14 protein-coding genes are annotated in these 14,804 nt (G+C 61.8%); 8 read left to right on the forward strand and 6 right to left on the reverse strand.

The genetic code is table 11. From position 1 onward, the window contains the following. Nucleotides 1-6 precede the first annotated feature (6 nt). Entirely contained in the window at nucleotides 7-1,008 is a 1,002-nt protein-coding gene (locus GGQ88_RS15715; protein ID WP_183614396.1) for a 2-hydroxyacid dehydrogenase, read from the reverse strand. Nucleotides 1,009-1,338: 330 nt separating this feature from the next. Here GGQ88_RS15715 and GGQ88_RS15720 point away from each other — a divergent pair, with 330 nt between their 5' ends. Continuing rightward, complete coding sequence (locus GGQ88_RS15720; protein ID WP_183614397.1) at nucleotides 1,339-1,650, forward strand: hypothetical protein; 312 nt, start codon at nucleotides 1,339-1,341, stop codon at nucleotides 1,648-1,650. A 118-nt stretch (nucleotides 1,651-1,768) separates the two neighbouring features. Here GGQ88_RS15720 and GGQ88_RS15725 read toward each other — a convergent pair whose 3' ends face one another. The 4 genes from GGQ88_RS15725 to GGQ88_RS15740 all read right to left on the reverse strand — a co-directional run bounded on the left by GGQ88_RS15725 (nucleotide 1,769) and on the right by GGQ88_RS15740 (nucleotide 5,697). Continuing rightward, nucleotides 1,769-3,580 carry an asparagine synthase-related protein gene (locus GGQ88_RS15725; RefSeq protein ID WP_343057243.1) on the reverse strand — a complete coding sequence of 604 codons (1,812 nt, stop codon included), beginning with the start codon at nucleotides 3,578-3,580 and terminating at the stop codon, nucleotides 1,769-1,771. Between the two features lie 58 nt (nucleotides 3,581-3,638). Continuing rightward, nucleotides 3,639-3,848 carry a PqqD family peptide modification chaperone gene (locus GGQ88_RS15730; RefSeq protein ID WP_183614399.1) on the reverse strand — a complete coding sequence of 70 codons (210 nt, stop codon included), beginning with the start codon at nucleotides 3,846-3,848 and terminating at the stop codon, nucleotides 3,639-3,641. 104 nt (nucleotides 3,849-3,952) lie between these two features. Beyond that, nucleotides 3,953-4,783 (reverse strand): sulfotransferase domain-containing protein, encoded by an 831-nt coding sequence (locus GGQ88_RS15735; protein WP_183614400.1) that lies wholly within the window; start codon nucleotides 4,781-4,783, stop codon nucleotides 3,953-3,955. Between the two features lie 5 nt (nucleotides 4,784-4,788). After that, entirely contained in the window at nucleotides 4,789-5,697 is a 909-nt protein-coding gene (locus GGQ88_RS15740; RefSeq protein WP_183614401.1) for a hypothetical protein, read from the reverse strand. A gap of 169 nt (nucleotides 5,698-5,866) precedes the next feature. Between GGQ88_RS15740 and GGQ88_RS15745 the strand changes: the two genes are divergently transcribed. From GGQ88_RS15745 to GGQ88_RS21670, 4 genes are all read left to right on the forward strand, one after another. After that, nucleotides 5,867-6,031 (forward strand): hypothetical protein, encoded by a 165-nt coding sequence (locus GGQ88_RS15745; RefSeq protein WP_183614402.1) that lies wholly within the window; start codon nucleotides 5,867-5,869, stop codon nucleotides 6,029-6,031. Between the two features lie 393 nt (nucleotides 6,032-6,424). Beyond that, nucleotides 6,425-7,816: a lasso peptide biosynthesis B2 protein gene (locus tag GGQ88_RS15750; protein ID WP_183614403.1), complete on the forward strand. Its 1,392-nt coding sequence runs from the start codon at nucleotides 6,425-6,427 to the stop codon at nucleotides 7,814-7,816. Further along, entirely contained in the window at nucleotides 7,813-9,045 is a 1,233-nt protein-coding gene (locus GGQ88_RS15755) for a nucleotidyltransferase family protein (protein ID WP_183614404.1), read from the forward strand. The genes GGQ88_RS15750 and GGQ88_RS15755 overlap by 4 nt, the downstream gene beginning before the upstream one ends. 55 nt (nucleotides 9,046-9,100) lie before the next feature. Beyond that, on the forward strand, nucleotides 9,101-10,849 hold the full coding sequence (locus GGQ88_RS21670; protein WP_183614405.1) for an ATP-binding cassette domain-containing protein: 1,749 nt from the start codon (nucleotides 9,101-9,103) through the stop codon (nucleotides 10,847-10,849). Nucleotides 10,850-11,144: 295 nt separating this feature from the next. Here the strand turns inward: GGQ88_RS21670 and guaA are convergent, their stop codons facing one another. Then, entirely contained in the window at nucleotides 11,145-12,704 is a 1,560-nt protein-coding gene (guaA, locus tag GGQ88_RS15765; RefSeq protein WP_183614406.1) for a glutamine-hydrolyzing GMP synthase, read from the reverse strand. Nucleotides 12,705-13,098: 394 nt separating this feature from the next. On the opposite strand from guaA, the gene gluQRS reads away from it, so the two are divergent. From gluQRS to GGQ88_RS15780, 3 genes are read left to right on the forward strand one after another with little or no spacing between them, the layout of a single operon-like run. After that, nucleotides 13,099-13,944, forward strand: coding sequence for a tRNA glutamyl-Q(34) synthetase GluQRS (gene gluQRS / locus GGQ88_RS15770; RefSeq protein ID WP_183614407.1), 846 nt, complete (start codon nucleotides 13,099-13,101; stop codon nucleotides 13,942-13,944). Beyond that, the gene (locus GGQ88_RS15775) at nucleotides 13,941-14,171 is read left to right on the forward strand and encodes an HIG1 domain-containing protein (RefSeq protein WP_183614408.1); all 231 of its coding nucleotides are present in this window, start codon (nucleotides 13,941-13,943) and stop codon (nucleotides 14,169-14,171) included. Before gluQRS ends, GGQ88_RS15775 begins: the two co-directional genes overlap by 4 nt. Nucleotides 14,172-14,190: 19 nt before the next feature. Further along, entirely contained in the window at nucleotides 14,191-14,751 is a 561-nt protein-coding gene (locus GGQ88_RS15780; RefSeq protein ID WP_183614409.1) for a cob(I)yrinic acid a,c-diamide adenosyltransferase, read from the forward strand. The last annotated feature ends 53 nt before the right edge of the window (nucleotides 14,752-14,804 follow it).

The following is a 14,804-nucleotide window of genomic DNA, read 5'->3' on the forward strand; positions in this document are numbered from 1 at the left end:
GGCGGTTCAGGCGACCCGTTCGACCGCGACCGGGTGGAGCGGCTGGCCGGTTTCCTCGAAGCTTGTGATATTGGCGATCGTCGTGGCGGCGATCGCGGTCATCGCGTCGCTGGTGAAGAACGCCTGATGGCCGGTGATCAGGACGTTGGGAAAGGTCAGCAGTCGGGCGAAAACGTCGTCCTGAATGGTCTGGTCGGACAGGTTCTCGAAGAACAGGTCGCCCTCCTCTTCGTAGACGTCGAGGCCGAGGTAGCCGATGCAGCCCGATTTGAGGCCTGCGATGACCGCGCGCGTATCGATTACCGCGCCGCGGCTGGTGTTGATCAGCATCACGCCGTGCTTCATCTGCGCGATGGCGGCGGCATCGATCAGGTGCCGCGTTACCGGAGTCAGCGGGCAGTGCAGCGTGATGATATCCGAGCGGGCGAGCAGGGCGTCGAGATCGACGTACGTGCCGCCACTTTGGGTTAGCGCAGGGTTGGGTGCCGGGTCGAACGCCAGCACTTCGCAGCCGAAACCGCGCATGATTCCGGCCGTCGCGAGACCGATCTCGCCAGTGCCGACGATCCCGACAGTGCGGCCGTGCAGGTTGAAGCCGAGCAGCCCGTCGAGCGCGAAGTTGCCCTCGCGGACGCGGGCCCAGGCGCGGTGGATATTGCGGTCTAGCGAGAGGATCAGCGCGAGGGCGTGCTCAGCGATGGCGTGGGGTGAGTAGCCCGGCACGCGCGCAACCGCGATACCGAGATCGCGCGCGGCGGCAAGATCCACCTGATTGAACCCGGCGCAGCGCAATGCGACCAGCTTCATGCCCTGTGCGGCGAGCGCGGCCAGCGTCGGTCGGTCGAGTGTGTCGTTGACGAACGTGCAGACCGCGGTCGCGTCGCCGGCGAGCGCTACCGTCTCATGGGTCAGGTGCGGTTCGAGATAGCGTAGCGCGTGACGCCCGGCGTTGGCTGCGTCGAGAAAGGTGTGGTCGTAGGGCTTGGTGCCGAAAACGCCGACCTTCATGATGTTGTCCTTCGGCTGCTGCGCATGGTGCGACAACGGCCGAAGGGCAAGGTCAGCCCCTCACTCCCACTCGCTTGCCAAAACGCCAACGCAAACCGACGACTTGAAACATCTGGCGGATACGCTCGATCTTCATGCCAAGTCGTGATTGCCCAAGGCAATCTCGCACCCTTTGCGAAAATCCATGCGTTGAAATTCTACGATTTGGCCCGGGCTCCAGGTTCAATGATCCGGGTAGGGCAGGATCTGGTTGATGAATTTTGCATTGGCGTGACCAGTGTGGTGGGCTTGCGATGGCCGTGCGGGTAGCCCATCCGCAGGCGTTCGCCCTTGGCGCGCGAAGAAGCGGTGCAACGCGCCAATGCCAACCGTAGCACCGCGCTCGATCAGCCGCGCCTTTATCTCGACGAGGGTCATGTCGGCCTGCTCGGTCACCAGATCGCGGATGAACGCGCCGTGCGTCTCGATCCTGGCGGAGTGCCGGTCTCCGCTGCGTGGCTTGGCAACCGCCTGTCCATGCTCCAGCGTCAGTTGCCGCCACCGGATCGCGCTCTACACACTGACCTCAAAACGACCTGCCGCGGCACGGCAGCGCAGCCCGCCACCAATCGCGGCAATTACCCTGTCCCGAAGATCCTGTGAAAGCGTTCGTGCCAGCCATGCCGGCATCCCTCGCCAGCAGACAGCGTGAATCACATCAGCCGCCGATGGGAATCCCCTATGATCCGGTTCGCGTGGAAAGCGCTCTAGTCGAAATGGCTTACCGGATCCGGGAAAGTCGGGAAGCCGCAATCAGGGACTCAACTGCCATCAATGGCAGCCATGGCGGCGTGTCGTTTGCCAGCGCAGCACGACCCAGGTGCAATACGTCATCCAGCTGTGCTGCGTCAGGCAACAGGTGAAGCCCGGCGGCGATCGCATCCAGATCGAAGATGGTTGCTTGTCCGTCAATGGACGCGCGCAGCATCTCCAGTGAGACCAGCAGCTTTTCCTTCAGCTGCGCATAGCCGATGAAGCGCTCGTCGAACAATCCGACTTTGACCTGCGCCAAGCGGACCTCGTCAGGGATTATGCCTAGCATTGCCTGCCGGAATGGCTGGCGACTGTATCCGTCCCTCACGAACTGATGAAGTGGCAGCGATAGCATGAAGTCCACGACTTTTCGATCAAGCATCGGAAAGGTCACCGCGAGGCCATGCCTGGCTGCCATTATCGAGAAATAGGTGCAACGCGATGGAATGTGATGGTCAGCAAAGGCTGTGACGCGCTCGCTCGGCGAATTCCTCTGAAGGATCGGCGGCATGCTTCTGTCGAGGATCTCGCGCCTCAACGCGGGCTTCACGAAGCGCAGGATGCCCGACATCCCGTCCATTGGCGAACGCGAACGTCCACGCGAAAGCAGAAGAGATCCGGCAAGAAGGGGTTTCAGCAGGCGATTGTAGAGCGTGGCGCGCAACGATTTTCCATCGGTGCGCGCACGAGATCGGAGTTCTCTGGTAAGTACTTTCACATCTCCGTTCCGGAACAGAGCGGCGTAGAGGTTTGCACCATTATAGGTTGCCCCTTCGTCACCACCCACTCCGCTCAGGACCCGATCTGCACCGGCATTGGCCGCGAGGGCCATCATCTGGTCGTCATGACCGCCAATTACGCCACCCGGCCAATCGGAGTCTTCATCCTGACCAGGGATGTGCAGGGCATCGTGGACCACGCGATGGTCAACGTCCGGGTACTGCTTCAACAGGGCTGCGATCAATGGACGTTCATCGAGCTGCGCAGGCCCGATCGGCTTGACGGTCGTCATGCTCAGCGCGGTGACGCGTGCGCCGCACTGGCGCGCCGCTTTGGCTGCCAGCGCAGTTATCGCCGAACTGTCCAGGCCCCCGCTGAGGTGACAGGCGACGGGCATATTCGCCGGCATCCGTCGCCGCACGGCCTCGTCCAGCAGGGTTCTGAGCTTGCTGGCTGCGGCGTCCTGCGTCCCGCTCCAGGTGCCGACGTCGCGTTCATCGGGACGGTATGCCCGGTGAATCCACGGAGCGCGGTCCTCGACACCGAAGCGCAGGCTATGACCGGCAGGGAGATAGGCGATCTCGGCAAATCCGCTGTCACTGCCTCGGAAGAATGACTGGCGAAGCTTGATGGCATGGGCAAGCGCATCTGGTGCCGGGGATGCCAGGCCGGCTTTGTGAAGACCCTTCGGCAAGCTGGCAAACGCGAACCAGTGTCCCGCGCGCAGGGTCCATGCCAGAGGTCTTGCCCCGATGAAGTCGCGACCCAGCCAGAGGACTTTTTGCGTCCGCTGCCACATCGCCACGGCGAAATCGCCATCGATGCGATCGGGAAAATCCGGGCCATGTGCGGCAAGGCTCTGAACGAAAATCTGCTCCGGATTGTCTGCGGCGACATCCAGTCGCACATCGGCTGTCACGATCCAGCCATCCTGCTCCACCGGACGCGCGCCCGCATGCGCAAAATCCAGTACGGCTGTGTGCAGGATGCCGTGTGCCTGTCTGCTGACGGCAGGGGCCCGCCCGGGGGGCGTCATGGCCTCGATCATGCCGTCGAGCATCGGCCCCGCACCGGAAAAGCCATCGAGGCACAGTATTCCGCAGATCAGCCTCACGCCGTCACACGACCTCCAGCATCCCTCGCTCCGTCAGGCCACGGAGAAAGGCTGACACCTGATCCCGGCAATCTGCATCCGTCACGTCGTACTCAGCCAGAAGCGTTGCGACGATCTCGTCATCGTCGATTGGCTGCGCGAGGAGTTCCCAGATCCGCGAGGCCACCTCGTTCAATTCGTGATAGCGCCCTGCCTGCACATTCAGCAGCAACATGGTACTCTCTTGAGGCGAGCCCAATATGCCTCGTGAGCGCTGCATGACATTACCCATCTGAAACTCCCTTGAAATATCCGGCCGATCGCGTGTGTGACCCGCGATCAATCGTGGTGAAGTGGGGAATAGCCCCATTGTTTCATGACCGGAGCGAATGCGTCTTCGATCCGGCATATCTGATCCGCGTCGAGCACTTGGCGCCATTCCCCAGTCTGCCCCGAACGGAAAAAGCGCTCTTGATGCGGCAGCCTTTCGCGAAAGCCGTACGTTGTCTCCTGACGCTGCATTTCTCCAAGCGACGAATGGCCGATCGCTCGATCAATTTCGGCGGAAGTAGCAGTGCCCCCCAGCGATCTGACGATCCTGGCAAATTCAGCCCGGGTGTCGCGTCGCAGGTCCTCGTATCGTATGACTTCGACCGGAACGTCCTTCTGCCCGGTCCATCCCGTCACGTGCGAAGCCCAGTCTCCCAACGCGTAGCGCAACTGCATCGGTCCGTTGGAGTGGCACGTTGGATCAAGCATCTGGCCAATGGCCTCATCAATTGAAATGCCGGCGTGATGCGAAAGTGAGATGGCAACATCGCGGGGGTCGCGCACGATGTACAGGCTGCGGCTTGCCGGTACGCCGGTTATTTCAGGCTGATACTTGTCATGGGTCTTGCAGACGAAAGGCTTCTCGAGGTTTCGCGCGACGAATGCTCCCTGCATCGCGCGAAGGACGGCAAGCTCTGCCGGATAGAGTGTTTCGGGCTCTACCAGCAGATCATCGCAAAACCGCCAGCGGCTTATCAGCAGTTCTTCTTCCGACAACTGATTGATGTTGCACGGTTGGTCGCTGCCGGACAACACGTTGGCAAACAGGACACGCATCCAGGTGTTGCCCGATTTGGGGTAGGATGCGAGCCAGATCAGCCCGGCGGGAAGCGTTGCCACGGCCGCTACGCCAAGCTCAGACTTTGCCAGTGTTTCATCAATACCGCAGTGGTATCGTCGAGACGCAACAAGTCGCGGGGTCTGCTCAGGTGATAGACTCCGGTCCCCGCTGCGAGGGCCCCGATGCGACCCGCCAATCCGGTTTCGTTGGCATAGGCAAGCGCGATCTGTCGTCGATAGGATTGGCGCAGGAGGGCTTGGGCGGCATTGAGTGGTGTCATCCGCGTTATCGTTGGATCCTGCGCCGGGTCGGAGGCTGTCAGCATGTAGATAGCCGCGATCGGCACGGCACCGCCATCGTCCGATGTCGTCGGCGGAGCGACGTGAAACTTCTCGACGAATTGCCGCACGCGCGGGCCTGCGGAATCCTCTAGCGCCAAGCGCTCGATACTGTCTGTATAGAGCCGTAGCGCTCTTCCATCCCGCTCTACCATTGGCGGGCCACCATCCTGTTGGACGACCGCACACAGATCATCGGATAGAAAGTCGCATCCGGCGCGGCACAGTGCAGCCGAAAGAGTGGACTTGCCGACGCCGCTCGGCCCGCAGAAAAGATAGGCGCGGCCATTGCAAACAACCGCGGAAGCATGAAGCAACATGGCGCCACGCTGGTAGAGGATTGCCGACATTCCTGTACCGGTCGCGAATACCAAAACGTCTTCGACCGGCATGTCCGGTGCGGGGCAGATGCTGATGCGGTCGCCGTCCGTCGCCATGAAGCGGCCCGTGTCCGGCAGGTTGAGCAGGAAGCTGCTCTTGTTGATTTCCCAATTCGGCCCGCTGTGCAGGACCGTGTCAAGGTGTTCGGGAACGTCCTCGACCAGCATTGTCACATCCGCTTTTTCCGCCAGCAGCGCTCCTGAATCCGCGCGCATCGGCAGGACCAGCGTCGAACGAACATTCAATCCTGACATTCGATAGGTATGTAGTGGGGTATCAAGCGGCTCAATCATGCTGAACTATCGCCGGCAAGCGCCGAGATGCAACCCGCAAAACACATTAATTTTCCAAAATAAATATTGATTTACAGGCTTTTTTTCTGCATTGTCCTAGGTTACGTGAAAAGAAATTGGAGGTCCTGTTATGCCTAGCCAAAAGTTAGTATCGGAACTTGGTCAAAAGGTCGAGACCCCCGCTCGCAAGACTTGGCAGTCGCCACGGATCGAAGATGCGGACATCAGCACGCTGACCGCAGGCGGTGGCACTTCAGGCATTGAAGGCACTTCTTTTCTCAAGACCGGCTCCTGAACCCCGACCATGCTCGACAGGGCATGGGCAAGGGGTGTTGTCGCCAGCCGGAATGACTCGTCATTGTAGAGTTTTCCAGTGACGAGCCTCTGGCGGCGGCTCCCACTTGATGGGCTTGGTTGGGGGCGCTGTGCCGATCGCGAGGTCGAGCGGTGTCGAAGGTGGGCGTCGGTCAGGTGGTACAGAAGGTTTCCAGTCGTCCTGCGCCCGGTGCTCTACTTGGCCAATCGGTTGGCCTGGCCCATCGCGGCCTTGTCTCAGGTCGCCCGCTTCTCCCGTTTACGAAAGCTTGATGCCGAGGCATTCCTGGCGTTGTACCGGGACTGTGTCTGGACAGGGGCTGCTCCTGTCGACGCGTTTTTGTGGCGGCGCCTGTATCGTTGCAGTGCCCCCATGTCGGCGCGCTCGGCGGCGTTGCTGCTGCGAGAGCTTGGCTCTCTCGATGGACAGGCGCTTCTTTCGGACAAGCTGGCACTGACCCGCCGCCTGGCGGCGGTCGGGGTACGTGTGCCGCGCGTGCATTCGGTACGAGACCCCCTGTGCATTGGGGAGTTGGGGCGCGTGATCGGGCCAACGGGGCTGTTCGTCAAACCCCGCAGGGGCTTTGGCGGCCGGAACGTGGCGGCGGTAACCCGGTCGGGCGATGCCTGGCAGATCGATGGCGTGCAAATTGATCCAGACAGACTGATTGCTCACCTGGCGCAGATGAACAAGCGTGGTGAGATGATTTTGCAGGACCGGATGGTCTCCGTAGACGGCCTTGCCGATCTTTCATGGGGTGGCCGCGCACCTGTCCTGCGCCTGGCCACATCGCGCACGCCCGATGGCCAGCCGCAACTGGATTCCGCATTGCTGATCATTGCGCGTCCCGGGTTCAAGCCCCAGAATTTCCTCAACGGCCAGATCTACGCTCCGATCGACCCGGCGACCGGAATCGTGAAAGGCGGAGTTGTCCTCGAGACGCCCGACAAGATGTTGGATCGGCGCGAGCCCGATGGCCCTAGCATGTCCGGCAGGGTCGTACCCTTTTTCGTCGAAGCGGTCCGGGACGCGCTTCTTGCGATGTCGGCAGTTCCGCCCCTACCGGCAATTCACTGGGACATCGTCCTCACGCAGGAAGGGCCGGTCTTTCTGGAAGGCAACAGCAACGGGAACTGGATCGTTGCCACCCTGGCCGGGCGATACGGGTTGCAGATCAGGCCTCTTGCAGCAACGCTGGGGCAATGGCTGGACGCCGCGCCACCAGTGCAAGGCCAGCCTGTCCTTCAAATCCTGCAGGGCAGATTTGGACGGGTTGGCATGTCTGTCCGCAACTTGGGACTGGTGCTGGAAGCCATCGCTTGTCTCGCAATTGCCCGTTTGATTTTGCTGGTTGTACCGTTTCACAAGGTTGCGGACCGCCTTGGAGACCTTGTCGCTCCCGACGACCCACGCGCCATCGCGGCAGCTTCCAAGGCGCCAGCGGCGAGTGCAGGCACTGCAGCCGAGATCGGGCGTACGATCGAGTCCGTGGCGCGAAGGGTGCCATTCAGGGCGGTCTGCCTTCAGCAGGCGCTGGCTGGGCACACCATGCTTCGACGCAGGCGTATTCCGTCTGTCCTGCACTTGGGCTCGGGTCGGGATACAGACCGAAAGTTCATCGCTCATGCTTGGCTGGAGGCGGCAGGCCTTCCCCTGACGGGCTACCCTCCGGCGCCCCAGATTCGTGAAGTCGGGTGCTTCATACCAACGACGACCAGCGAACAAAGGATGATGCGCTACCATGCCGCGCAGGAGCGCCTGTGAGTAGTGACGAAGTTCGCCAGCAGGAGCGCGGGCTGCCCGATGCCGACCTGTCCGCTGCCAGCCACGCCTTCCTGATTGCCAGCGTAATCGCTGCCATCGACCCATCCCGCCAGGGCGAAGTGGCGGCCATGGCCTCCCGCGACCTCAATCCCCATGTGCTGCTGCGCCTTGCACGCAATCACCGTGTCTTGCCCATGGTCCAGCGTGCCGTCAGGATCGGGGGCATCACTTTGCCAAAGGACGTCGGCGACGCCCTGTCCTTGGAAACCCGCAAAGCCCGTCTGGCCACGTTCGCCAACATGGGTGAGGAGGTCCGCCTGGCCTCTGCCGTGGAAGCGGCCGGGCTTGACGCGATCTTCATCAAGGGCGCCACTCTATCGCATCTGATTTATGCCGATCCTTCGCTGAAGAGTTCGTGGGATATCGACATGCTCGTCGATCGCGCCGATCTGCGGCGCGCATGTGCATTGTTACGCGAGCAGGGCTTTGTCATCGACGATCCGCTCGGGCTTGGCGCCGGACCGAAGCTGGATAACTGGATCCAGACCGTCCGCGAGACTGCCTGGTATCATCCCCAACGCGGCACTACAGTCGAGCTTCACATTGGGTTGAGCGACACTACAGCCTTGCTTGGAAGTGTCGGCACAGCCTCGCCACGTCAAGGCGTGCTGATCGGTGGAATTGCCCTCCCCACGCTAGCTGACGAACAATTGTTCACCTATCTGTGTGTTCACGGAACCTGTCATGGATGGTCGCGGCTCAAGTGGCTGGTCGATGTGGCAGCCATGGTCAGCAATGGCAGGCACAGCCCTGCTGAATGGCGGACGATCGCCGCAGACAATGGGGCGGGGCGTTGTGGTGACGTGACGCTTCTGCTGTCCCACCAGATCTTGGGTATCGAACTGCCTTCGGCGTTGGTGGTCGACCTGAAGCGCGATGCGGCCACGGGCAGAATTGTCGATTACTGCCTCGCCCAGATCGACCGCATCGGCATGAAGGGCGGGGCGGCGGGCCCCCAGACCATTCCCGAGGTTGTGGCCTACATGCGCAATCTCTTGAGATGCGGCATCGGCCTTGGCGGCTTCATGCGAACAGCCTGGGCGCTATGGAATCGTCCATATGGCGGCGGGTTGCCGTGGTTGCCGAGCGCCGTCCGCCCGCTGGCGACGCTGATCTGGCTGCCCTGGCGCATCACGCGGCGGGTATTCCTCGAATGGCGTAAGTTGTGAGATCGTGACAGCTCGGGAAAAGTTTGCCTCGCCATTTGCGAACCTGCGGTTCTTTGTGTCCGAGTTTGTGGATTACGCCGGCGAGGAGCTGACGCCGGCGATCGCCTTGATGCTTGTCGGCGCCCTGCTTGAGGGCGTGAGCCTCATGCTGCTGATACCTATCGCCGGGTTGCTCGTGCATGGCTCCTCGCAAGGGGGCGGCTTGTCCTATCTCGTGAATTTCATCCCGCTCGAGAATCGTCTGGGTCAGATGGCTGTCCTACTCGGGCTGTTTGCCGCAATGGTAGCGGTGCGTGCGTGTGTTCTCACCTTGCGCGATCGACGGCTGGCGCTTCTTCAGCTTGGCTTCATTGATCAACAACGCTCCGCGCTCCTGCGGGAGCTCACGGCTGCGCCCTGGTCATTCGTGGCGAGCCTGCGCCATGCCCGCGTCACCTCGGCAGTGGGCAATGAAGTGCACATGATGGCCGCAACGGCGCAACTTCTGCTGCAGAGCATTGTTACCATATCGATGCTTGTCGCGCAGTGGTTGCTCGTAGCCTTTATTGCTCCGTGGCTCTCACTCATGGTCGCTGCCCTGGGGATCATAGGCTCGATTTGCATCGTACCGGCGCTTCGGAAGGCTTCCCACAGGGGTTTTCAGCAGGTCGAGCGTCAGACCGCGGTCATGAACGCCGCCGGGCAGTTGTTGGCGGGGCTGAAGCTGGCCAAGGCGCAAAATGCCGAAGCGGCCTTTCTCGATGATTTCAGCCGGCACACCGACGCACTAACCGGCAATCAGATCGAGAGCCTGCGTAGACAAAGTCGGCTGCGAGTGTCGAACGCGAGTGTTGCTGCGGTAGTGGGTGCCGTGATGCTGCTTGCCGGAATGGCGCTGAAGATGCCTCCTCCCATCCTCCTCACCGCCATCGTGATACTGGCCCGGATGAGCGGTCCGATCATGACCCTTCAGCAGAATGCCTATCACATCGCCGCGATGCTTCCCAGCCACGCGTCCATGTCGAACCTGCGCAAGAGCCTGCGGCAGTCGCAAGCTGACGACGAGCGAGCATCAGATGCCTCTACAGCGATCTGCACTATCGGGACACAGGATGTGCATTATCGCCATGCAGACGGCGGGGGCGTCACCGGGGTCAATCTGAACCTTCGCCGGGGGGAGGTGGTGGGCATTACCGGGCCGTCTGGCTCGGGAAAGACGACATTCATCGATCTCCTGACAGGACTGCTGCAGCCGGAAGGCGGACAAGTCCTCGTCAACGGCCAACCGGTCGACGCGTCGCAGTTCAGGCAGTTCAGGGACCGCATCGCCTATATCCCGCAAGATAGCTATCTTCTGAATGACACCATTCGGCACAATCTTGCGTGGGGCCGGGCAGATGTGTCGGAGGCTGCCATGTGGCGTGCGCTCGAAGCTTCGGGCGCGTCGCAGTTCGTCGGCCAGTCGCAGAATGGGCTTGATACGCCGGTTGCCGAACGCGGCAGCCGCCTGTCTGGTGGTGAGCGTCAGCGTATCGCCATTGCCCGCGCCCTGCTCCGGTGTCCTGATGTAATAATTCTGGATGAGGCCACCAATGCGATCGATGTTGTCAGCGAGCGACTGATCATTGCCGATCTGGTTGCGATGCCTTCAAAACCAATGATCGTTCTGGTGACTCATCGTCCCGAGACACTGCGCTTGTGCGAACGCCTGATCACCTTTGAGGCGGGCCAAATTGCTCCCGAGATTCACCTCCGCAAGATTGGTGGCAAAGCAACTCTTGCACCCGATCGGATCGGCGTCCCTCCGTTTGAACTCAACCGGTAACAGCATCTTGCTTATGACTTGGGTGCGAACGATTCAGCCTGAACGCACCTCTCCAGCTCGAAGAAGCACAGGCTTTCCCGATTTTTAGCAAGGAAAATGACCGTCGGGGCTGTTGTGACCCTGGCGGTAACGAGCGATTTGAGGGTGGCAAGAGCAGGCGAAACCGTCAGCGCGGCCGCGAATTTTGAACGCTGCCCACCGATTGTAGTTGAATGCCAATGAATGAAAGTTGTTTTATTTCAGTGCGTTATGTCGCAATATTTCGCATTTTTGGACCCCACTCGAGGGGTAAAGATCACTCCCACTCGATCGTGCCGGGGGGCTTGCTGGTGTAGTCGTAAACGACGCGGTTGATGCCCTTGACCTCGTTGACGATGCGCGTGGCGACGCGGCTGAGGAACGCGGCGTCGAACGGGTAGATGTCGGCGGTCATGCCGTCGGTGCTGGTGACGGCGCGCAGGGCGCAGACGTTGTCGTAGGTGCGGAAATCGCCCATCACGCCGACGGTCTTGACCGGGAGCAGCACGGCGAAAGCCTGCCAGATCGCGTCGTATAGCCCGGCGTTGCGGATTTCTTCGAGGTAGACGGCATCCGCCTTGCGCAGGATGTCGCAGCGTTCGCGGGTCACTTCGCCGGGGATGCGGATGGCAAGGCCGGGGCCGGGGAAGGGGTGGCGACCGACGAAGATGTCAGGCAGGCCTAGTTCGCGGCCCAGCGCGCGGACTTCGTCCTTGAACAGTTCGCGCAAGGGTTCGACCAGCTTCATGTTCATGCGGTCGGGCAAGCCGCCGACGTTGTGGTGGCTCTTGATCGTGACCGAGGGGCCGCCGGTGAAGCTGACCGATTCGATCACGTCGGGATAGAGCGTGCCCTGCGCGAGGAAATCGGCGCCACCGACCTGGCGGGCTTCTGCCTCGAACACGTCGATGAAGGTCTTGCCGATGAACTTGCGCTTGGCTTCCGGGTCCGTGACGCCGGCAAGGCCGCCGAGGAATAGTGGCGACACGTCCTTGTGCACCAGCGGGATGTTGTAGTGGTTGCGGAACAAGCTGACGACCTGTTCGGCCTCGCCCATGCGCATCAATCCGTGGTCGACGAACACGCAAGTCAACTGATCACCGATCGCCTCGTGGATCAGGACCGCCGCGACTGCCGAATCGACGCCGCCCGAAAGCCCGCAGATCACGCGGCTGCTGCCGACCTGCTCGCGAATCTCGGCAATCTTGGTCCTGCGGAATTCGGCCATGGTCCAGTCGCCGGTGCAACCGCAGACGTGGCGCACGAAGTTGGCGATCAGCTTGCCACCGTCGGGCGTGTGGACGACCTCGGGGTGGAACTGCGTGCCGTAATAGCGCTTCTCGTCGTTGGCGATGACCGCAAACGGCGCGCCGTCCGATACTGCGACAATGCGGAAGCCCGGTGCGAACTGGGTCACTTTGTCGCCGTGGCTCATCCACACCTGATGGCGTTCGCCCACCGACCACAGACCGTCGAACAGCACGCAGGGTTCGGTCACCGTCAGGAAGGCACGGCCGAATTCGCCGGAATCACCCGGTTCGACCTTGCCGCCCAATTGCTCGCTCATCACCTGCTGGCCGTAACAGATGCCCAAGATCGGAAGGCCGGAGTCGAACAGCACTTGCGGTGCGCGCGGGCTACCGTCCGCAGGCACGCTGGCGGGCGATCCCGACAGGATGATGCCGGTCGGCTTCATCCGGTGGAATGCGGCTTCGGCCTGCGTGTAGGGCGCGATTTCCGAATAGACCCCGGCCTCGCGGACGCGGCGGGCGATAAGCTGGGTTACCTGACTGCCGAAGTCGACAATCAGGATCGATTCTGAAGGCTGGATGCTCATGCGCAGCCGATAGGGATTGGGGCGGTTCCTGTCCAGATAGCGGCGCAATTGCAGCAGTTGCATTCCGTGCAACCGTGTGTGCCCCGTTCGCACTTGCAGCATACGTCATTCGGCGTATTTGCGGCGGCGGTTCCCAATGCTTCCAGCGCCACCCTGCCGGACATGACCGAACCGGGAGGATGTCTGCAAAGGTGAACCACAACAGGAGGTACACCATGCGCAACTTTACAGCTATCGCGCTGCCGTTCATCTTCGCTGCTGGCCTCAGCGGCATGATGTTCACTGCCACGCTCGTCTGAGCACCGCAGAAATACCAGCGTAAAACCGACGAAAGCGGCTGCCCCTGTGGGTGGCCGTTTTGTCTTTTCTGGCAGGCGCGCTAATTCAGGCGGCAATGACCGTCACCCGCTTTGCCCCCAGCCCCAATGGCCCGCTCCACCTGGGGCATGCCTTTTCCGCGATCGTCGCGCATGACCGCGCAGCGCGTGACGGGGGAGAGTTTCTGCTGCGGATCGAGGACATCGACGGTGTGCGATCGCGTGACGAGCTTGCCGATGAATTCCGTGCCGATCTGGCTTGGCTCGACCTTGAGTACCGCGATGTTACCCCGCAATCACAGCGCATCGAGCGCTACCGCTCTGCCGCTGACGACTTGCTTGCGATGGGATTGCTCTATCCCTGCACTTGCACCCGCGCCGAAGTGGCCAGCGCGGCTGTGGCTGTCGGGCCTGACGGTCCGCTCTATCCCGGAACGTGCCTGAGGCGCGGGCCGACGCCGGGACTCGATGTCGCGTGGCGGCTGGACATGGAGCAGGCTGTTGATCTGGCAGGTCCGCTCGAATGGACCGACGAACGGCGCGGGGCGCAGCGAGCGACGCCCGCAATGTTCGGCGATGTCGTGTTGTGGCGCAAGGACGCGCCTGCCAGCTACCACCTTGCCGCGACGCTCGACGATGCCGCCGATGGCGTCACTTGCGTGACTCGCGGGATCGACCTGTTCCGCGCGACTCACGTGCATCGTCTGCTGCAGCACCTGCTCGGGCTGCCGGTGCCGGTGTGGCATCATCATGCCGTTCTGGTCGAGGCCGACGGGCGCAAGCTCGCCAAGCGCCGCGATGCCCCGGCGCTGGCCGATCGCCGTCGTGCGGGCGAGGACGGGCGTTCCGTCGCGGCCGAACTGCGCGCTGCCCTCTTTGACACTGGTATTTCGTTGTCGGACATCATAAATCAGCAGACATGATGTATGTCCTCATCCCGCTGATCGTTGTCCTTGTCGGCATGACGGTGCTTTCGCTCGTGCGCGGGATCATTGCGTTCCTGAAAACGACCGAGGCCGACCTCAACCGCGATCCGGCACTGGGCGCGACCGACATGCAGCTTTTGCAGAACAAGATGATGTTCAACCGCATCAAGTTTCAGGGGCTTGCCGTATTGGCGGTCGCAATCCTGATGGCGGTCGCGCGCTGACCGGCGTAAGGCGCTGGCCATGGTAAAGCTCAACAAGATTTACACCCGCACCGGCGATGACGGCACGACCGGCCTCGTCGATGGATCGCGCCGTGCCAAATTCGATGCCCGGATGAAGGCGATCGGCGAGGTGGATGAGGCCAATTCGGTCATCGGCCATGCCGTTATCGCGGTGTCGGACGAGACAGCGCGCAATCTTCAACGCATCCAGAACGACCTGTTCGATCTGGGCGCGGATTTTGCGACGCCCGGCGAGGACTTCGAGCCGTCGGAAATGGTCCTGCGCGTAGTTGCGTCGCAGACCGATTGGCTCGAGGGCGCGATTGACGCCCTGAACGAGGGTCTGCCGCCTCTCACCAGCTTCATTCTGCCTGGCGGCTCGGAGGCGGCGGCACGCATCCACATTGCGCGCGCCACGGTCCGCCGCGCCGAACGCGCCGCGGTGGAACTCGACAACGTCGAGCCGGTCAATCCGCAGGCGCTGGCCTATCTCAACCGCTTGTCCGACTACCTGTTCGTGCTCGCGCGTGCCACAAATGCGGGCAATGACCCGCTGTGGGTGCCGGGCGCCTCGCGCTAGTGGACTTGAGGTTTGCGCCTCGCTAGGCACCCCACAGGATAGACCAACGGGGA

It is taken from the genome of Novosphingobium hassiacum (assembly GCF_014196055.1).
GTDB lineage: Bacteria > Pseudomonadota > Alphaproteobacteria > Sphingomonadales > Sphingomonadaceae > Novosphingobium > Novosphingobium hassiacum.